This window comes from Bradyrhizobium sp. SZCCHNS3052 (assembly GCF_032484495.1).
Taxonomy (GTDB): Bacteria; Pseudomonadota; Alphaproteobacteria; order Rhizobiales; family Xanthobacteraceae; genus Bradyrhizobium.
This window is the reverse complement of record NZ_JAUETB010000007.1, coordinates 192,775-211,176: the sequence shown is the minus strand read 5'-3', so window position 1 is coordinate 211,176 and position 18,402 is coordinate 192,775. Positions and strand designations below refer to the sequence as shown.

Genomic DNA, 18,402 nt, shown 5'->3' with positions numbered 1-18,402 from the left:
GTCTCCCTACAGCGAACTGGCGCTGAACGTATTGCAGGCCTGCACCGTGCCCTGCTGGTAGCCGATCATGAACCAGCGTTTGCGCTGCGCGGCGGAGCCATGGGTGAACGAATCCGGCACCACGCGTCCGGTCGCCTTCCGCTGCAAGGTGTCGTCGCCGATCGCCGAGGCCGTCGTCAGCGCGGCGTCGATGTCGCCCTCCTCGAGGAAGCCCGGACGCTTCTTGGCCTCGCGATTGACCCAGACCCCGGACAGGCAGTCGGCCTGCAGTTCGACCTTGACCTGCAGCGCGTTGGCTTCGGCCTTGTTGTCCGACTGCTGCTGCATCCGCGTCACGCGCGGCAGGATGCCGAGCAGGTTCTGGATGTGGTGCCCGGCCTCGTGCGCAATGATGTAGGCCGCGGTGAACTTGCAGGCGCTGCCCGAGCAGCCCCGGAAGCGCGTCTCGACCTCGCGGAAGAAGTTGGTGTCGAGGAAGATCTGCCGGTCCGGCGGACAGTAGAACGGCCCCATCGCCGACTGCGCCATGCCGCAGCGGCCGCCATTGGTGCTGTTGCGAAACAGCACGATCTTGGGCCCGGTGTAATTCTGGCCGCTGGCCTGGAAGATCTCGCTCCAGCGGTCGTCGATCTCGCCGAGCACGCCGGCGATCATGTCGCCCATCTCGTCCTTCGGCGCGCCGGTCTTGCCGGGCGAGCGCCGATCGGCCTGCTGGGTCGGTGCGCCGCCGTGGCTGAGCATCTCAGCGCCGCCGATCAGGATGCGCGGATCGATGCCGAAGGCGTAGCCGATCAGGCCGAGAACGATGATGGTGCCGATGCCCAGCCCGCCGCCGCCGATCGGCAGACCCATACCACCGCCCATCCCGCCGCCTTCGTCGCGACGGTCATCGATGTCGTCGCTGCGACGGAAATCATCGTAACGCATGGGCGGCCTTTCCTCACGATTCTTGCGCGGCTCTGCGCGAAATGCCTAACGCGGCAAACAGGTAAAATTTCCACTGTGTTAATCAATAACCCGGCCGGCAAATTTTGCCTAGCGCCGCCGAAAAAACTGGCCCGCGCCGAACCTCGATCGGCTGCGCTCGCGCTCGACCGGCGCGAAAAACCCATCGCAATCGGCGTCTTGCGCAGAGACCATCGTGTATCGACGAACGGAATTCGTCGCCGGTGCGCGTGATGAATGCGTGCGCATCGATGCGAATAATTTTCCGGGTTAAGTCCATTTTTACTTTGCCGGGTCAATGTGTGGGCAGTCGGTTGTTAGGTCCCGCGTCGCCGACAGCGTCGCCTGAGTCAGAGTTCTTGAGTCATGGTAGAGTCGCGTCGCGGGGCGTCTGCAAGGGCGCCCCGCACTAAATTTCAGACCCTCGAAGAGCAACGAATCATCGTCGGCGACTGCGTCGCCGAGATGTCGAAACTGCCAGGCGCATCGGTCGACCTGGTGTTTGCAGATCCTCCCTACAATCTGCAGCTCAAGGGTGAGCTCAAGCGTCCCGACGAATCGCAGGTCGATGCGGTCGACGACGATTGGGACAAGTTCTCCTCGTTCTCCGCCTATGACGACTTCACGCGCGCCTGGCTGCTCGCCGCGCGCCGCCTGATGAAGCCGAGCGCGACGATCTGGGTGATCGGCTCCTATCACAACATCTTCCGCGTCGGCGCGATCATGCAGGATCTCGGCTTCTGGATCCTCAACGACATCGTCTGGCGCAAGTCCAACCCGATGCCGAACTTCCGCGGCCGCCGCTTCACCAACGCGCACGAGACCATGATCTGGGCCGCGCGGGACGAGAAGGCGAAGGGCTACACGTTCAACTACGAAGTGCTGAAGGCCGCCAACGAGGACGTCCAGGCGCGCTCGGACTGGCTGATTCCGCTGTGCACGGGCGAGGAACGGCTGAAGGACGGCGACGGCAAGAAGATCCATCCGACGCAGAAGCCGGAAGGCCTGCTGGCGCGGGTGCTGCTGTCATCCTCGAAACCCGGCGATCTGGTGATCGATCCGTTCAACGGCACCGGCACGACCGGAGCCGTGGCAAAACGCCTCGGCCGCCGCTACATCGGCTTCGAGCGCGACAAGGTCTATGCGAAGGCGGCAGAGCGGCGCATCGCCGCGGTCGAGCCGCTGCCGGAGGCAACGCTCGCACCGTTCATGACGGCGCGCGAAGCGCCGCGCGTCGCCTTCTCGGAGCTGATCGAACGCGGCATGATCGCGCCCGGCACCAAGCTCGTCGACTCCAAGCGCCGCCACGGCGCGCTGGTGCGCGCCGATGGGGCCATCATGCTGGGTGACAAGGTCGGCTCGATCCACCGCATCGGCGCGGTGGCGCAAGGCCTGCCGGCCTGTAACGGCTGGACCTTCTGGCATGTCGAGACCAAGGGCGGCCTCAGGCTGATCGACGAATTGCGCGCCGAGATCCGCTCCGAGATGTCCGCCGCCTGACGCTCAGGAATTCCGGCGTTCCTGTCCGGAATAGCGCGCCAGCAGGTCTTCGACCTCGTACTGCTCATCGTAGCGAGCGTCGTCGCGCGGCACGACCGAGACCTGCGCTGTCGACTGCGACGATTTACCCCGGCGTCCCGCCAGCGCCGGATAGTAGCTGTCCACCGGCGGCAGGTGCATGCGATCGAGCTCGGGCTCCGCCGGCCAACGCGTGACGCGCCGGGCGGCCACCGGCTCGATGCGAAGCTGCCGCCTGCTCCGGGCGCGCGCAAACAGCACGCTGATCGAGAAGCCCGCGATCGCGACTGCGCCCAGGAAAGCAAACATCCGCGTCTTGGACGCATCATCCCCGGACATGCCGATCGTCACGGCCGGCGACGCATCCGCAGCGGCCAGCGCCGGCGTCGCGGGAGCAGCCGCTTCCGCGGCGTTGGTGTCGCTGGCGGCCGCGAGCGTGTAGGATGACGCGCGGGGCGCAGCGGGCTGCGCCGCGGCCTGCAGCGTGCCGGACTGGTCGGGCCAACGCGTCGCAACAGCAGATTCGTTCACAGCCGCGCCGACCGGGTCGGGCGCAGCCGCCGCCGGCGCTGACACCACGGGCGCCGGCGCGACGACCGGCGCAGGCGCGGCCGGAAATGCAGCAGCCGACGGAAAGGCAGACGCCGCCACGGTCGGTGTCGAGGACACGACCTTCACCTCATCGGCGGCGTCCTTGGACGACGATTGGATCTCGGCACGTGCATTTGCCGCGGTCGACGAGAGCTGAGCCCGTTCCTTCTGCGAGGCGAGCTTGCGCGTGACCAGCGACGCGCCCTTCGCTTCGCGATCGTCGTCGCGCAGATACCAGCACTGCTTCTTGGTCGCGCGATCGATGCGATAGAACCAGTGCTTCCCCGCCGGCGTCCCCGCAGGCTTTGCAAGGCATTCGTCTGCAGCCGATGCCGGTGTAAACTCGATTGTCGTCGCAGCCGCTCCCGCCAGCACGGCGACAGCAACGCACGGCAACAAACTCGTCGTTCGATTCGTCATCAGACCTCCGACGATTCAACGCGCCCCCGCTGCGCCGTTTCGGCGATGACTTCGTTCGGAATAAGGCTGCGGAGGTTCCATTTGTCGAAACAATGTTAGAACAGCGGTGTCCTTTGGATGCGTTCTAATATTTTTGGGCTGTTTTGTCGCAGCAACAGTGGGAATAGTCGATGATCTGTCTCCCGTCGTGCGTTGTCGCGCTCATGTGCAACACGCGGATGTGAGAAAACCCAAGACTGCAATCATGAATGCCAATCACCGCGACGCGCAAAGCCGACCTTGATGCGCGTGCGACTCATTTGATCTTCGTCAATGCCTTCTCGACGACTTCGCGCGTGTACGGCTTCTGAATCACCGGCATGTCGGACAGCTCCGCCGGAATCGGCGCACGCTCGCCATAGCCGGTCGCGAACATGAAGGGCACACCGAGTTCCTTCAGCCGGTGCCCGACAGGCAGGCTGCTTTCCGCGCCGAGGTTGATGTCGAGCAGTGCGAAGCTCGGCACCGCGCGCTCGATCGACTTCAGCGCCTGACTGACCGACGCCGCGGTGTCGATGTGCCGCGCTCCCAGCTCGAGCAGAATCACTTCAGCGCCCATCGCGATGATCAGATTGTCCTCGACGATCAGCACCGTACCGGACAGGCGCGGCGTGTCCTCTTCCTTGCGCTGGTGCCTGGAGGGTGCCCCCGTCATCGCCGGCACCATCTGGACGAAATTGGCAGGGATCACGAAGCGCGCCTGCACGCCGAGCAGGTCGAAGCGGATCTCGGCGTCGCCCTTGAGGTCGAACGGCACCGAACGCTCGATGATGGTGGTGCCGAAGCCGCGCCGCGACGGCGGCTGCACCGGCGGCCCGCCGCTCTCCTTCCAGTCGATGACCAGGCTCGCCCCGGGATCGAGCCGCCAGATCACCTGCACCTGCCCTGTGGAGTCGGCGAGCGCGCCGTATTTCGCTGAGTTGGTCATCATCTCGTGCACGACGAGCGCGAGCGTTGCGAACGCCTTGGGGTCGAGCGCGACCTCTGGACCTTCCATGCGCACCCGTCCGGCCCTTGAGCCGAGATAGGCGCCAGCCTCCGATTCGAGCAGATGGCGGAGCGCGACGGGGGCCCAATTCAGGTTGGTGATCTGGTCGTGCGCCCGCGCCAACGCCTGGATGCGGCCGCCGAGCACGGACGCGAACTCCTCCACCGAGGTCGCCGTGTCCTTGCTCTGCGCGACGAGGCCACGCACGAGACTGAGGATGTTGCGGACGCGATGATTGAGCTCGGCGATCATCAGCTCCTGCCGCTCCTGCGCGCCGCGGCGCTCGCGCGCGGCGAGCTCGGAGAGTTGCAGGATCACTTCGAGCAGCGTGACGCGCAGGCTCTCGGCGATGCGCAAATCCGCCGCCGTCCACGGCTTCGACTGGCCGGCCACCGTCTGCTGCCACAGCTCGAAGCTCTTGCGCGGCGTCAGGCGGGAACCGTTCGGGCCCTCGGCATAGCTCTTATTCGGATCGCCCGCCCAGTTGACCGCGCGCAGCACCTCGCGGCGGAAGAAGATCAGGCAGTCGCGCGGCGTGCGCGAGATCGGAATGGCGAGGAAGCCGGCGGCGCGATCGCGAAATGCCTCGCCCGCCGCGTAGACCTTGGCAATCTCGGCGCTGGCGCAGATGCGGCCGGGGGAGGTCCGGTTGATGAAGCCGATGAGGTCCTGCACCTCCTCTTCGGTCGGCGTCTCGCCGTCGAGCGTGATCTCGTCATCGGACCACACGGCGATGCCGTCGCACTCGATCATCTGGCGATAGTCGGCGACGAACTCCAGGATCGCGCGCTTGCTGTGGGCCTGCGCGGCCGCGCGCTCGATCAGCCGCTCCTGGATCTGATGCGCGCGCGTCTCGTAGGCGATGTCGGTCTCGCGCTCGCGCGCCTCGAGCAGCCAGGAGTACATCTGACCGAACAGCTCGGCCGCAGTGCGCTTCTCGAACGACAGGTGATGCGGCGCATAATGATGGCAGGCGAACAGGCCCCACAGTTTGCCTTCGCGCAGAATCGAGACCGACATCGACGCGGCGACGCCCATGTTGCGGAGATACTCGATGTGAATGGGGGAGACCGCGCGCAGCACGCTCATCGACAGGTCGAGCAGTCCGGCATTGTGCGTCGGCGTCGACAGCAGCGGCGCCGGCGCCGCGTTGATGTCGGCGATGATCCGCAGCCAGTTGCGCTGATAGAGCTGCCGCGCCTGCTTGGGAATGTCCGAGGCCGGATAATGCAGCCCGAGGAACGGCTCCAGGCCGGAGCCCGCGACCTCGGCGATCACCTCACCCGAGCCGTCGGGATGAAACCGATACACCATCACCCGATCGAAGCCGGTCAGCAGCTTGAGCTGGCGCGCCGCCTCCTGCGCCAGGTCCATCATCCCCGCCGTCTTGCGGATGCGGCCGAGCATCAACCGCACCAGCTCGCCGGAATTGACGCCGGGCTCGATCAGACTGGGCTCGGCCTCGACGACGAGATACGCACCGGAAAAGTGGATGGCGAGATCGAAAAGCTTGCCACGGCCCTGCAGATCGACGCCGAACACGCGCTCGACCGCATCGGGGCCGCTGAGATAGTCGACCCTGGCGCGGATCGCGGCCGCGGCCGCCTCCGAGAGCACGGCGTCGAGCGGCCGCTGCAGCAGCCAGCCGATATCGCCGCCGAGAAAATCCGGCGCGTTCTCCGAGGCCATGCATATGGTGAAGTCCGACACCAGCGCCAGCAGGAAGCCAAACGGCTGAACCGTCCCGGGAACATGGATAGGCTCGCGATCGCAATTGGTGAGGTTGACCGGCTCGTTCATGCTGCTGCCATCGCCTTCGCAAACATCGCGAACGCTTCGCGTGCACTCACGATCATCCTGACTTCCTCGTCGGCCGTCGTCCGCGCCTGCGCGAGTTGCGACAGGAAGCTGCTCCACAAGCCCTGCCGCGCGCCATGGCCGAGATAGCGCGTCGCGCGTCTCACCCGCGGATCGGCGGAGGCCGCGACCATGCGCAGCAGATAGGCTGCGCCGAGCCGAGATCCCTCGAGTACGTAGAGCGTGCCGAATACGCCCGCACGGTCGAGCGAGAGTGCGGGAAGGTCCATCGGAATCGGCACGGCACCGAAATCCGCGAGATCGCTGGCGATCGCCTGCGATCGTCGGCGCTGCGGCCAGTCCTCGATCAGATCATCCACCCCGGCCTGATCGAGCGCCGCCTCCAACGGCAGCAGCGCGGCTGCGCTGGCCTGCAGGAACCGGCGATAATGAGCCGTCGTGGTGAGATCGAAATGAACGAGCCCCTCATCCAGCGCGCGGTGCGCCGAGGCCGTCGCCGCCTTCAGTCTCTCGCGGATGCTCTCGGTGCCGGTCACGCGCAAACGGTCATCTGAAACGGCAGCCGGCAACATCAAGGGGTCCCAGAAAAGGAGATCGGTCGCAGGCGCGCCACGGCTTCCTGCAACGTCGATGGCCGGATTTGGGTTCCAGCTTCGCGCGGCTATTTTTTCCGCTCTCCCGATGCGCCATGCTGGCGGGCGCTGTTCCGACGCCATGGCCTCGAGGATGGCCGTCAGCCCGCCAGCTCGGCCAGCGCCTTCTTGACGGCCGGCCGCCCGGACATGCGGCCAAAATGGTCGGCGACCTTCGGGAAGGCGTTGATGTCGACGCCGTCGCCTTCGAGCCATTGCGCGATCGTGAAAAGATAGGGATCGCAGATCGTGTACTGCTCGCCCATCACCCACGGGCCGCGCAGCATCTTCTGCTCGATCAGCGCGAAGCAGGCGCCCATCGTCTCCGGCACCTTCTTCTTCATGTCGGCGAAGGAGGACTCTTCGGTGGCCCAGCGATAGCCCCGCATCTTGTGCGCGTGGGCGATGTGGACCGTCGAGCAGAGATAGCTGTTGAAGGACTGCACCTCGGCAAAGGCGAAGACGTCGTCGAGCGGCGCAAGCCGCGCTTCCGGAAAGCGCTGCGCGATATAGGCGAGCATCGCCGGCGTCTCGGTCAGGACGCCCTGCTCCGTCACCAGCGCCGGCACGCGCCCCTTGGGATTGATCGCGAGATAGTCCGGGCTGTTCTGCTGGTTGGTCTTGAAGCTGAGCTTCTCGGCGACGTAGTCGGCGCCGGTCTCGGCCAGCGCGATGTGTGAAGCGAGCGCGCAGGTGCCCGGCGCGACATAGAGCTTGAGCATGGTGATCCCTGACAGATGATATCCGACCCTATCTGCACCGGTCCGGACCGTCCACCCCTGGCCGCCCGCGTGCGCCGTCATGGGCGATCTGCATTCTGCGGGCCGCGTGCTCGACCCGCGCGGATCCGGACACGACCCATGCCGATCGATGGCGATGCGACGACAGACATCCCGATGAAGGACATGAGCTCACCCTCTCGCGGCGCGCCGCGCCCGAGGTGTTGCCGAGAAGGACCCTCGCAAATGAGGAGGGCGCAGGGAATGCCGGGCGCTGGCCGCAACCCATGGCCCGCCTGCAGAAAGATAAGCAGGCGGCAGTCACCACAGGTCCAGCCGGTCATCCGGCATTCCCTGCGCGATGGGCTTTACGTCTTATACGTGATCTCCCTGGTGCGCCGGGCTTTCTGGCCACCATCCCCACGCGAAGCGAAGCCTCGTCGCGAGTTGACATCAGCATCGGGATGCCAGGACCACACGATTTCGACGTCCGCGAAAGACCTCGCACCCGCGCCACGCCGGCAAGCCGCCGCAGCTCTGCACGAGGCCGGTCGACGTCGCTCGTCCTGACGACGCCGTCGCAGCCACCGCATCCCGCCCCGCGTGTCGTGACGACGCGTACGCCCCTCCTGCCGGGACGGAACGGCGTGGATAAGACATCTGATTTGGGGGTGGAGTCAAGCAATATTCTGAAAAACGGAAGCTGCAATTCGGAACGAAACCGGACGACAGATCGGGATGACGACCACGGTCGGCGCATTCTGCATGCCGAATGCGATCAGCACCGACCTGCACGACGCATCCGTCTCGTCGGTACTGCTCGCTACGCAAGTTTTTATGCACTGAAGATCATCTAGCCGGCCTTCGCAAGCGAGAAGGCCGTGGAGCTAAAGTGAATTCGTAATCATCGAATCACTTTCGACCACGAGGAGGCGAGGATGATGTACAGCGGGATTGATCTGCATTCCAACAACAGCGTTATCGCGATCATCGACGATGCCGATAGTCGCGTAATCGTCTCATGCCGTCGGCGCCGGCGGACCGAGCGCAGTCTCGATCAGCAGCGTGTCGCAATATTCGATCCATTCTACGATGCGGCCGTTCTCCAGGCGAAGGACGTTGCAATAGCTGTTGTTGTAAACCTTGCCGTCGCTCGTCGTATTGCGGCCACGCGCCTCGACCACGACGCGGTCAGCCTCGGCCGTCAGCCGGATCGGGATGGTGGTGATGCGGCCGAGCCGCGCCCGCAGCGGCGCGAACAACTCGGCGAGAACGACCGCCTTGCCGTCATAGCTGCGCGACCAGGATCCGCTGCCCATGATGACGAAGCGGAAATCATCCGCAAGATGCGCGAGCAGCGGCTGCGCATTGCTCTTCGCCAGCTCGTCGAACACATGCTGCACGATCCGCTTGTTGTCATGACCCGTGGCTTCTACGGCGCTCATCGGCAAACTCTCCTTGAATTCGGTCATTGTCGCATCAACCGGTCTGCTTGAGCGCAGCCGGAAACGGTCCCAGCACCGCTTCCGTCAGCGCCGAGTCGCAATATTCGCGGATCTCGACGATGCGCCCCTCGTGCAGCCGAAAGATCAGGCAGTAGTCGTTGTTGTAAGGGCGCCCGGATCTAGTGCGCATCTCGCCCTTGCCCTCGATCACGACGAGGTCGTCCTCCGCCATGAAACGCAGCGGAACGGTGCGGCGTCCCTCCGCCAGCAGGCTGTTGAGATGGCCATGGAGATTGCGCAGCAGCGCGTCCTTGCCCTGATCGTCTGCGACCACGAATATTGTCCCGTGATCACCATCGTAACGTCGTCGGCAATGGCCGCGACATAGGCCGCGCGGTCGCCGGCGGCGGCCTTGGTGAGCAGCTCTTGCATCAATCGCTTGTTGGCGCTGGCGGTCATGACATCTGTCTCCCGATCTCCTCTGCGACAGGGCGAAGCATGACGGGTGGCGGCGCATTCTTCCAATCGATATCGGATATGATATCAATTCGTCCTATGAATTTGGCCGCACTCGATCTCAATCTGCTGGTGGCGCTCGACGCGCTGCTCCGCGAGAGCAGCGTCAGCCGGGCTGCGCTGCGGATCGGACTGTCCCAGCCGGCCACCAGCCACGCGCTGCAGCGGCTGCGCGACTTGCTCGGCGATCCCCTCCTGGTCCGCACCGGCGCGCGGATGGAGCTGACCCCGCGCGCCCTTGCGCTGCAGGCCCCGCTCGCCCAGGCGCTGGATCAGGTGCGCGGCCTGTTCACGCCCGACGCGTTCGACGCTGCACGGAGCGAACGCCAATTTCGCCTGATGATGCCTGATCTCGCGGTCGAGCTGCTGATGCCGTCGTTGATGGCCAAGGTGACGCGCGCCGCGCCCAACCTCCGCATCGACGTCGTGCCTTGGCGAGGCCCTGCGATCTTCCACGCCGAGTTCGCCCGCACCATCGACATGGTGATCTCGATCGGCAACGCCTTCAAGGGCTTCCATCGCCAGTTGCTCTACACCGACAGCGATGCGCTGGCGGTGCGGCGCGGTCACCCGGCCGGCAGGCGACTGAACCGGCGAGACGCCTTCCTGGCCGCCCGGCATGTCGCGGTGGTGCTGCGCGGCCAGAGCGAGGACCTGATCGACGGCTGGCTGCGCAGCAAGGGCTGGGAGCGGCGGATCGCGCTGGTCGTGCCGAGCTACATCGAGGCGCTGCATGTCGCCGCGCGCACAGATCTCGTCGCCTTCGTGCCGCGCCGCCTGATCGCGGCGCTGGCGCAGGCCTTGTCGCTGTCGACCGTCGCGCCGCCGCTCGATCCTGGCATCGACGAACAATACATGTTCTATCCGACCAGGGCGCAGGTCGAGCCGGGGTCGATCTGGCTGCGCACGCTGATGCTGGAAACGGGCCACGAACTCGGCGGCGCGCCAGGACGTCCGACGAAACCGACGTGAGCATCCGGCGCCCGCGCGTCGTGCTCTGTCAGGCCGCCAACAGCAAAATGCGTTGATACAGTTGAGGTCGCTCAGGGTGGGCAAAGCAGCCGCCCGGCAGGGCGGCAGCGTGCCCACCGCGGTGCTGCGCACTCCGAGTCAGATGGTGGGCACGGCGCGGGATCGAGCGCAGTCCATGGTGAGTACGGTGATGCGCGCCTTTGCCCACCCTCCCCTCCAAACCGGCTAGCGCAGCAGCGGCATGAATTCCGGCTCGTTCAGTTTTTTTTGGCTGGCGTCCGCCTTGTTGTCAGGCTATCAGACGCCTGCTGCGCTGATGCGCACCGTAAGCGTCTCACGTCAGGCAACGCATTCAACGGATCGGCTCGATCCGGAGGAATGCAGGACGCGTTGCCCGTGATCGACCGATCGAATTCCGGAACTGCCATCATGAAACCATCTGGTGAACGGCGCGCGCGCAGAAAACTGCCGGCGCGCTATTCGGCCGTCGTCATGCCATTGACACTCTCAGTGCTGATGACGTTCGTCGTGTCGGCGATCGCCACGCTGAGGAGCCTTGGACCGACACAGGCGTTCATCGAGACCTGGCCCGCAGCGTGGGCCATCTCCTGGCTCGTCGCGTTCCCCACGTTGCTCGCTGTCCTGCCGCTGGTGCGGCGGATCGTGGCGCTGGTGGTGGAGACGCCCAAGCCGAATTAACGAGCCGAATTGATCGGAGCAAGCGGGGCCGCCGAACTGCGGCCCCGTTTTACGCCCCGCCCCCGCGCAAGGGATGAACTGATCGCAAGCCTCGGGCATGATGTGCCGCGCGAACGCGGACGCGTCCCGGTCTCTGTTGCTCGTTCAAGCCGCTGGTTGAGCCGTGAATCCGCCTCGTCCACCGCTGTCGTCCAGGACAAGCCCCGCCGCCGTCGTGATGGGAAAAATGCCAATGACCCCTGTGCATCAAACCACTGCCTGTGGGTATGGGCCCCGGCTCAAGGCCGGGACGACGGCGGAGCGCGTGGATACAGTTCTCGTAGAAGCAACACATAGCGGAACGTCCGGCCCGCCCCGTGGTCTGAGCTTGAGGGTCGCATTATTTGGCGAGCGCCTTAGCCGCCTCCACCAGCCGCGCACTTGCGCTCGCGGTTGCGATCAGGGCGCCGTCGCCGTTGGTAAGACGTCCCTCGATGAAGGCGATGGTCTTGCCGAGTTGAAGCACGCGCGCCTCGCCCACGATCGGCCCGGGCTGCGCCGGCACAAGATAGTTGACGGTCATGCTCACCGTCGTCGTGTAGAGTCGACCTTCGGTCCTGATAAAGACGGCGGGCCCCATCGTGTCGTCCAACATCGATGCAAGCAGGCCGCCCTGGATGAAGCCGGCGGGATTGCAGAACTCCTGCTTGCCGTCGAAACCGATCTTAATCCACCCGTCGGCCGGGTTGGCGTCCAGCAACCGCCATCCGAGCAGTTTTGCGCAGGGTGGCGGGGTCAGCGTATCGAGTGCGGTTGCGACCATGGGCGTCTCCTCTATGCGCCCGTTCTAGCTCCGCACTGCTGCCAGCCTCGTGTCAGCAGCGGCGAGATCAATCCCCCAGCCCATGCGCCACGACCTTGCGCATCACGTTGGGCAGCGCCTCGCCGTCCAGCGTCGCGACCGGGACCCAGCGCATGCCGTCCGGTGCGCGTGTCCGCGCCGGGACCCGCGCGGTATAGACCACGAGCTCCAGCGGGAAATGCGTGAAGACGTGGGTGACGACGCCGAGCCTGCGGTGCCAGCGTTTCACGCCGGCCAGCTCCGGCGCCTGGGCGAGCGCGTCGGCATCGTCCTGGCCAGCGAGCCATTCCGAGCCGGGAACCTCGGTCATGCCGCCGAGCAGGCCCTTTGCGGGGCGGGAGCGCACCAGCAGCTCGTCGCCTCGGATGACGACGAAGGCGGCGCCGCGACGGAGCGTGCCGGTCTTCTTGGCGGCCTTGCGCGGGAACGTCTCCTGGTCGCCGCGCTCGCGTGCGGCGCAGTCCTCGCTCAAGGGACACAGCGCGCAGGCCGGCTTCTTCGGCGTGCAGATGGTGGCGCCGAGATCCATCAGCGCCTGCGCGCTGTCGCCGGCGCGCGACGGCCCGAGCAGCGTCGCCGCCAGCGCCTGGATCTGCGGCTTGGCCTGCGGCAACGCCTCCTCCACCACGAACAGCCGCGAGACGACGCGCTCGATGTTGCCGTCGACCGGCATGGTCAGCCGATCGAACGCGATCGCGGCAATGGCCGCCGCGGTGTACGGACCGATGCCGGGCAGCGCGCGCAGCCCCTGCTCGGTGTCCGGGAACACGCCGCCATGCTCGCGCAGCACGGTGACGGCACAGGCATGCAGGTTGCGCGCCCGCGAATAATAGCCGAGGCCGGCCCACATCCGGAGCACGTCGTCGAGCTCCGCGCTGCCGAGCGCGGAGACATCCGGCCAGCGCGCCAAAAACTTCTCGAAATACGGCCCGACCGCCTTCACCGTGGTCTGCTGCAGCATGATTTCCGACAGCCAGACGCGATACGGATCGGAGCGCTGCCCGGCCGGCGCGCGCCACGGCAGCCGCCGGCGGTGGCGGTCGTACCAGGCGAGCAGTTGTGCGGGGCGCTCGGCGGAGCCGCGATTCTCTGGTCGGCTCTTGCGCTTGGAAGGAAGGGCTGATGACACCATTGGCTTAATCTAGTACGTCAGGAGCCATCGTCGCCCGCTGGACCGCCGTCTCGTCTGCGGCATCCACGGCTTTCTTCGAGCCCAGGCGGCTCGGACGGGCGGCAGACCACGAGAAGCCTGCATCGATGGCAAAGCCCGGCCGCCTCACCGCAAAACCGCTGTCGCTCATGATGGGCGACGTGCTGACGGCCGCCTATGCCAAGCAGGGCTTTGCCGCGCGCGAGCTGGTGACGCGCTGGCCGGAGATCGCGGGGCGCGAGATCGCCGAGCACGCCCAGCCGCTGAAGATGCAATGGCCGCGGCCGGTCGAGGGCCAGCCGCAGGAGCCGGCGACGCTGATTTTGCGCGTCGAGGGGCCGATGGCGCTGGAGATCCAGCATTCGTCGGACGTGATCCTGGAGCGGGTCAACCGCTTCTTCGGCTGGCACGCGGTCGGCAAGCTGGCGCTGCGCCAGGGGCCGCTGTTGCGCCCCCCAGTGAAGCGCCGCCCGGTGCCGCCCGATCCGAAGACGGTCGCGAAGGTCGCGCAGACCCTGACCGCGATCGAGGACGACGCCCTGCGCGACGCGCTGGCCCGCCTGGGCGCCGCCATCAAGCGAAATTGACGCTGACGCTTTGATCCCCATTTGCCGCCCGGCATTGCCTCCGGGTGGGTTTCAAGCTAGCGAAAAGCCGAGTTACGAGCGTTTCAGGCGCGAGATGCGCCCATTTCGGAGCAGAGCCTTGATCATCACCCGCCGCGCCTTCACCGCTGCCCTGTCGCTGACCGGCCTCGCCGCTCTGGCCGGCTTCTCCCCGCTGCGGCTGATCTCGGACGCGATGGCGCAGAGCGCCGCCGATGTCGCCAAGCCTCAGTCGTTGCCCGACATGGCGATCGGACCGGCGGACGCTGCGGTGACCATCACCGAATATGCCTCCATGACCTGCCCGCACTGCGCGGCGTTCAACGCCACCGTGTTCCCGAAGCTGAAGGCCGAATACATCGATACCGGCAAGATCCGCTACATCTTCCGCGAGTTCCCGCTCGACATCAAAGCCGCCGCGGGCTCGATGCTGACGCGCTGCATCGCCAAGGACGACGCGCAGAAGTATTTCGCGGTCACCGACATGCTGTTCCGCTCGCAGAACGACTGGGTGGTGAAGAACACGACGGAGACGCTGACGCGGATCGGCAAGCAGGCCGGTCTCAGCCAGCAGCAGGTCGAGGCCTGCCTCAAGGACCAGGCGTTGCTCGACAAGATCGCCGCCGACCAGAAATATGCGAGCGACATTCTTAAAGTCGATTCGACGCCGACCTTTTTCATCAACGGCGAGAAGATCAAGGGCGAGGCTTCGATCGAGGAGTTTCAGAAGAAGATCAACCCGCTTCTGAAGAGCTGATTCGAATCACTGAGTCATCAAAGACACAGCGCGGCCCCTCAATGGGGCCGCTTCTGTTTCGTGGGCCGTTCGCCACGAGAAAGCCTTGGAAAAGCAGGCCCGGCGGGTTGCCCTGGGGACCAGCCCTCGCCATTGTCCCGCCCTCAGAATGAGGCGCCAGGGCGACTCAGTCCACATTGACATTGCCTTCCATGGTATTGTCGGGGCTGGGAGATTCGTCTCCCGCTAACAGAGAATCTGTGCATGAAACTCACGCGTCTTCGTCTTCACGGTTTCAAGACGTTCGTCGAACCGACTGACTTCGTGATCGAACCCGGCCTCACCGGCGTCGTCGGTCCGAACGGTTGCGGCAAGTCGAATCTGGTCGAGGCGCTGCGCTGGGCGATGGGCGAGACCTCGCACAAATCGCTGCGCGCCGCCGACATGGACGCTGTCATTTTCTCCGGCTCGAACACGCGGCCGTCGCGCAACCACGCCGAAGTGGTGATGACGATCGACAACAGCGATCGCACCGCGCCGGCGGCCGTGAACGACCGCGACATTCTCGAGATCTCGCGCCGCATCGAGCGCGAGGCGGGCTCGGTGTATCGCATCAACGGCCGCGACGTGCGCGCCCGCGACGTGCAGATCCTGTTCGCCGACGCCGCCACCGGCGCGCGTTCGCCGGCGCTGGTCCACCAGGGCAAGATCGGCGAGATCATTCAAGCGAAACCTGAGCAGCGCCGCCGCGTGCTGGAAGACGCCGCCGGCGTCGCCGGCCTGCATGCGCGCCGCCACGAGGCCGAGTTGCGGCTGAAGGCGGCGGAGACGAATCTGCTGCGCGTCGAGGACGTCATCGGCCAGCTCTCCGGCCAGATGGAAGGCCTGCGCAAGCAGGCGCGGCAGGCGATCCGCTACCGCGAGGTCGCGGCCAAGGTGCGCAAGGCCGAAGCGACGCTCTATCATCTGCGCTGGATGGGCGCGCATGCCGACCTCAACGACGCCGCGCATGTGCACGATGTCGCCGTGCGCGAGATGGCGGAGCGGACCCGCGAGCAGGCCGAATCGGCCCGCATTCAGGCGATCCGTTCGTCGCATCTGCCGGCGCTGCGCGAGGCGGAAGCCCGCGCCGCCGCGACGATGCAGCGGCTGAAGAATGCCCGCGATCTGCTCGACCGCGAGGAGGTGCGCGCCAAGGAGCGCGTTAGCGAGCTCGATCGCCGCCTGATGCAGCTCACCGCCGACGTCGCCCGCGAGCAGCAGCAGAACCAGGACGCGCAGGTCGCGCTGCAGCGCCTGGAGACCGAAGACGCGGAGCTGAAGGAAGAGATCAAGGCGCGCGTCGAGATGCGCAGCGGCGTCGACGAGCGCGTCGCCGAGGCCGAGGCTCTTCTCGCTGAGACCGAGCGGCAGTTCACGGAGCTGACGACGCAGCTCGCCGACCTCACCGCCCGCCGCAACCAGCTCGAAGCCAACGTCCGCAGCCATCGCGAGCGTCTCGCCCGGCTCGACCAGGACATCGCCAATGTCCGCGCCGACGAGGAGCGACTGGCGCAGGAGACCGCACATCTCGGTGATCTCGACACGCTCGCCGCTGCGCTCGAAGCGGCCGAGGAATCCGAGGCGCAGGCCGAGGCCGCGGTGCAGACCAACGAGTCGGCGCAGGCCAATGCGCGGCAGAAGCTCGAAGCCTCGCGCGCCCCGCTTGCCGAGGCCGAGAAGCGGGTGCAGCGGCTGGAGACCGAGGCGCGCACCATCTCCAAGATGGTCAACAGCGAGACCAAGAATCTGTGGCCGCCGATCATCGACGGCGTCACCGTGGCCAAGGGTTATGAGAAGGCGCTCGGCGCCGTGCTCGGCGACGACCTCGATGCGCCGGTCGATGCCTCCGCGCCGATGCACTGGACGGTCGCCGGCGCCGAGGTCACCGACCCCGCGCTGCCCGATGGCGTCGAGCCGCTCGCGGCCTATGTGCAGGCGCCGCCGGAGCTGTCGCGCCGCCTGGCCCAGATCGGCGTGGTGTCGCGCGACCGCGGTGCTCAACTCGTCTCTCAACTCAGGACCGGCCAGCGGCTGGTGTCGCCGGAAGGCGACGTCTGGCGCTGGGACGGCTTCATCGCCGCCGCGCATGCGCCGACCGGCGCGGCCCGCCGTCTCGCCGAGCGCGCCCGCCTGATCGATATCGAGGCCGAGCTGGAGCAGGCGCGCATCGACGCTGCCGACAAGCGCCAGGCGCTGGAGAGCGCCGAGGCCGAGGTGAGGGCCGCGACCGCCGCCGAGAGCGCCGCGCGCGAAGCCTGGCGCGCCGCGCAGCGCGAGGTGAGCTCGGCGCGCGAGCGCCATGCCAATGCCGAGCGCGAAATCAATCGCCATTCGGCGCGCAAATCGGCGCTGGTCGAGGCCTCGACCCGCCTCGCCCATGACCGCGCCGAGATCGCCGAGCTGCACCAGAATGCGCTGGAGGCGATCGAGGAGCTGCCGGCGACCACCGAAGCCGATGGCCGGCTGGCGGCCGTGCGCGCCGAGATCGAGGCCAAGCGCCGCGCCGCGGCGCAGGTGCGCGCTGAAGCTCAGGCATTGGCCCGCGAGGCCGAGCTCGCCGACCGCCGCGTGCAGGCGATCATCAGCGAGCGCAACGACTGGTTCAACCGCATCCGCGGCGCCGGCTCGCAGATCGCCACCATCGAGGCGCGCATCGCCGAGGTGAGGGACGAGCGCGCCGAGCTCGACAACGCGCCGGAGATCTTCGCCGAGAAGCGCAGCGCGCTGATCGACGAGCTCGCCATCGCCGAGGAGGAGCGCCAGGTCGCGGCCGACGCGCTCGCCGAGGCCGAGACTGCGATGGGCGACACCGACCGCGCTGCGAAAGCGTCGCTGGAAGCGCTGTCCAAGTCGCGCGAAGCGGCCGCCCGCGCCGAGGAGCGGCTGGAGAGCGCCAAGCGCCGCGTCGGCGACGTCGAGCGCGAGATCCACGACATGCTCGAATGCGAGCCGCAGGCGGTCGCGGCGATGGCCGAGATCGGTCCGGACACGCAACTGCCGCCGCTGCACGAGATCGAAGAAACCTTGGAGAAGCTGCGCCGCGACCGCGAGCGGCTCGGCGCCGTCAACCTGCGCGCCGAGGAAGAACTCACCGAGGTCGAGGGCTCGCATACCGCGCTGACCACCGAGCGCGACGACCTCGTCGAGGCCATCAAGCGGCTGCGCCAGGGCATCCAAAGCCTCAACAAGGAGGCGCGCGAGCGCCTGCAGTCCTCGTTCGAGACCGTCAACGACCACTTCAAGCGGCTGTTCACCGAGCTGTTCGGCGGCGGCGAAGCGGCGCTGCATCTGATCGAGAGCGACGATCCGCTCGAGGCCGGTCTCGAGATCATCGCCAAGCCGCCGGGCAAGAAGCCGCAGACGCTGTCGCTGCTGTCGGGCGGCGAGCAGGCGCTGACGGCGATGGCGCTGATCTTCGCGGTGTTCCTCACCAACCCTTCGCCGATCTGCGTGCTGGACGAGGTCGACGCGCCGCTCGACGACCACAACGTCGAACGCTTCTGCAACCTGCTGCACGAGATGAAGGGCTCGACCGAGACCCGCTTCATCATCATCACCCACAACCCGATCACCATGGCGCGCATGAACCGGCTGTTCGGCGTCACCATGGCCGAGCGCGGCGTGTCGCAGCTCGTCTCGGTCGCGCTCGACGAGGCCGTGAAGATCCTCGACCAGCAGGTGGCTTGATCTTGCTCCGTCATTCCGGATCGCCGCCCGCGCGGCGGC

At 66.5% G+C, this 18,402-nt stretch carries 14 protein-coding genes and 1 pseudogene; 6 read left to right on the top strand and 9 right to left on the bottom strand.

Annotated features, from left to right (window positions below; genetic code table 11):
• Window positions 1–6: 6 nt before the first annotated feature.
• A complete protein-coding gene (locus tag QX073_RS22315; protein WP_315717256.1) occupies window positions 7–927 on the bottom strand; it encodes a neutral zinc metallopeptidase in 921 nt (306 codons plus the stop codon).
• Window positions 928–1,311: 384 nt separating this feature from the next.
• Here QX073_RS22315 and QX073_RS22310 point away from each other — a divergent pair, with 384 nt between their 5' ends.
• A complete protein-coding gene (locus tag QX073_RS22310) occupies window positions 1,312–2,445 on the top strand; it encodes a site-specific DNA-methyltransferase (RefSeq protein ID WP_315717257.1) in 1,134 nt (377 codons plus the stop codon).
• A 3-nt stretch (window positions 2,446–2,448) separates the two neighbouring features.
• Here QX073_RS22310 and QX073_RS22305 read toward each other — a convergent pair whose 3' ends face one another.
• The 6 genes and pseudogenes from QX073_RS22305 to QX073_RS22280 all read right to left on the bottom strand — a co-directional run bounded on the left by QX073_RS22305 (window position 2,449) and on the right by QX073_RS22280 (window position 9,574).
• Window positions 2,449–3,474: a hypothetical protein gene (locus QX073_RS22305; protein ID WP_315750421.1), complete on the bottom strand. Its 1,026-nt coding sequence runs from the start codon at window positions 3,472–3,474 to the stop codon at window positions 2,449–2,451.
• 295 nt (window positions 3,475–3,769) lie between these two features.
• Entirely contained in the window at window positions 3,770–6,301 is a 2,532-nt protein-coding gene (locus QX073_RS22300) for an HWE histidine kinase domain-containing protein (protein ID WP_315750420.1), read from the bottom strand.
• Entirely contained in the window at window positions 6,298–6,891 is a 594-nt protein-coding gene (locus QX073_RS22295; protein ID WP_315826973.1) for a biliverdin-producing heme oxygenase, read from the bottom strand. The genes QX073_RS22300 and QX073_RS22295 overlap by 4 nt, the downstream gene beginning before the upstream one ends.
• Before the next feature lie 161 nt (window positions 6,892–7,052).
• Window positions 7,053–7,673, bottom strand: a complete 621-nt coding sequence (locus QX073_RS22290) for a glutathione S-transferase family protein (protein WP_315750418.1) — start codon at window positions 7,671–7,673, stop codon at window positions 7,053–7,055.
• Between the two features lie 1,016 nt (window positions 7,674–8,689).
• On the bottom strand, window positions 8,690–9,115 hold the full coding sequence (locus tag QX073_RS22285; RefSeq protein WP_315750417.1) for a nuclear transport factor 2 family protein: 426 nt from the start codon (window positions 9,113–9,115) through the stop codon (window positions 8,690–8,692).
• 34 nt (window positions 9,116–9,149) lie between these two features.
• A pseudogene (locus QX073_RS22280) lies at window positions 9,150–9,574 on the bottom strand (nuclear transport factor 2 family protein).
• A 96-nt stretch (window positions 9,575–9,670) separates the two neighbouring features.
• Between QX073_RS22280 and QX073_RS22275 the strand changes: the two are divergent.
• Window positions 9,671–10,603 (top strand): LysR family transcriptional regulator, encoded by a 933-nt coding sequence (locus QX073_RS22275; protein WP_316201115.1) that lies wholly within the window; start codon window positions 9,671–9,673, stop codon window positions 10,601–10,603.
• A gap of 429 nt (window positions 10,604–11,032) precedes the next feature.
• Window positions 11,033–11,302 carry a DUF2798 domain-containing protein gene (locus tag QX073_RS22270; RefSeq protein WP_315827130.1) on the top strand — a complete coding sequence of 90 codons (270 nt, stop codon included), beginning with the start codon at window positions 11,033–11,035 and terminating at the stop codon, window positions 11,300–11,302.
• A gap of 379 nt (window positions 11,303–11,681) precedes the next feature.
• Here QX073_RS22270 and QX073_RS22265 read toward each other — a convergent pair whose 3' ends face one another.
• The gene (locus tag QX073_RS22265; protein WP_316167462.1) at window positions 11,682–12,104 is read right to left on the bottom strand and encodes a PaaI family thioesterase; all 423 of its coding nucleotides are present in this window, start codon (window positions 12,102–12,104) and stop codon (window positions 11,682–11,684) included.
• A gap of 67 nt (window positions 12,105–12,171) precedes the next feature.
• Window positions 12,172–13,275: an A/G-specific adenine glycosylase gene (gene mutY, locus QX073_RS22260; protein ID WP_315826974.1), complete on the bottom strand. Its 1,104-nt coding sequence runs from the start codon at window positions 13,273–13,275 to the stop codon at window positions 12,172–12,174.
• Between the two features lie 125 nt (window positions 13,276–13,400).
• Between mutY and QX073_RS22255 the strand changes: the two genes are divergently transcribed.
• The 3 genes from QX073_RS22255 (at window position 13,401) to smc (ending at window position 18,363) form a co-directional block, all read left to right on the top strand.
• Complete coding sequence (locus tag QX073_RS22255; RefSeq protein ID WP_315717265.1) at window positions 13,401–13,880, top strand: DUF721 domain-containing protein; 480 nt, start codon at window positions 13,401–13,403, stop codon at window positions 13,878–13,880.
• Between the two features lie 118 nt (window positions 13,881–13,998).
• The gene (locus QX073_RS22250) at window positions 13,999–14,655 is read left to right on the top strand and encodes a DsbA family protein (protein WP_315717267.1); all 657 of its coding nucleotides are present in this window, start codon (window positions 13,999–14,001) and stop codon (window positions 14,653–14,655) included.
• 243 nt (window positions 14,656–14,898) lie between these two features.
• Window positions 14,899–18,363, top strand: coding sequence for a chromosome segregation protein SMC (gene smc / locus QX073_RS22245; RefSeq protein WP_316226368.1), 3,465 nt, complete (start codon window positions 14,899–14,901; stop codon window positions 18,361–18,363).
• The last annotated feature ends 39 nt before the right edge of the window (window positions 18,364–18,402 follow it).

Excerpts from the sequence above, each read along its gene's own strand:
- QX073_RS22255 (WP_315717265.1), top strand. The coding sequence starts at position 13,401 with ATGGCAAAGCCCGGCCGCCTCACCGCAAAACCGCTGTCGCTCATGATG.
- QX073_RS22305 (WP_315750421.1), bottom strand. The coding sequence starts at position 3,474 with ATGACGAATCGAACGACGAGTTTGTTGCCGTGCGTTGCTGTCGCCGTG.
- QX073_RS22290 (WP_315750418.1), bottom strand. The coding sequence starts at position 7,673 with ATGCTCAAGCTCTATGTCGCGCCGGGCACCTGCGCGCTCGCTTCACAC.
- QX073_RS22285 (WP_315750417.1), bottom strand. The coding sequence starts at position 9,115 with ATGAGCGCCGTAGAAGCCACGGGTCATGACAACAAGCGGATCGTGCAG.
- QX073_RS22265 (WP_316167462.1), bottom strand. The coding sequence starts at position 12,104 with ATGGTCGCAACCGCACTCGATACGCTGACCCCGCCACCCTGCGCAAAA.
- QX073_RS22270 (WP_315827130.1), top strand. The coding sequence starts at position 11,033 with ATGAAACCATCTGGTGAACGGCGCGCGCGCAGAAAACTGCCGGCGCGC.
- QX073_RS22315 (WP_315717256.1), bottom strand. The coding sequence starts at position 927 with ATGCGTTACGATGATTTCCGTCGCAGCGACGACATCGATGACCGTCGC.
- smc (WP_316226368.1), top strand. The coding sequence starts at position 14,899 with ATGAAACTCACGCGTCTTCGTCTTCACGGTTTCAAGACGTTCGTCGAA.
- QX073_RS22300 (WP_315750420.1), bottom strand. The coding sequence starts at position 6,301 with ATGAACGAGCCGGTCAACCTCACCAATTGCGATCGCGAGCCTATCCAT.
- QX073_RS22275 (WP_316201115.1), top strand. The coding sequence starts at position 9,671 with ATGAATTTGGCCGCACTCGATCTCAATCTGCTGGTGGCGCTCGACGCG.
- mutY (WP_315826974.1), bottom strand. The coding sequence starts at position 13,275 with ATGGTGTCATCAGCCCTTCCTTCCAAGCGCAAGAGCCGACCAGAGAAT.
- QX073_RS22310 (WP_315717257.1), top strand. The coding sequence starts at position 1,312 with ATGGTAGAGTCGCGTCGCGGGGCGTCTGCAAGGGCGCCCCGCACTAAA.
- QX073_RS22295 (WP_315826973.1), bottom strand. The coding sequence starts at position 6,891 with ATGTTGCCGGCTGCCGTTTCAGATGACCGTTTGCGCGTGACCGGCACC.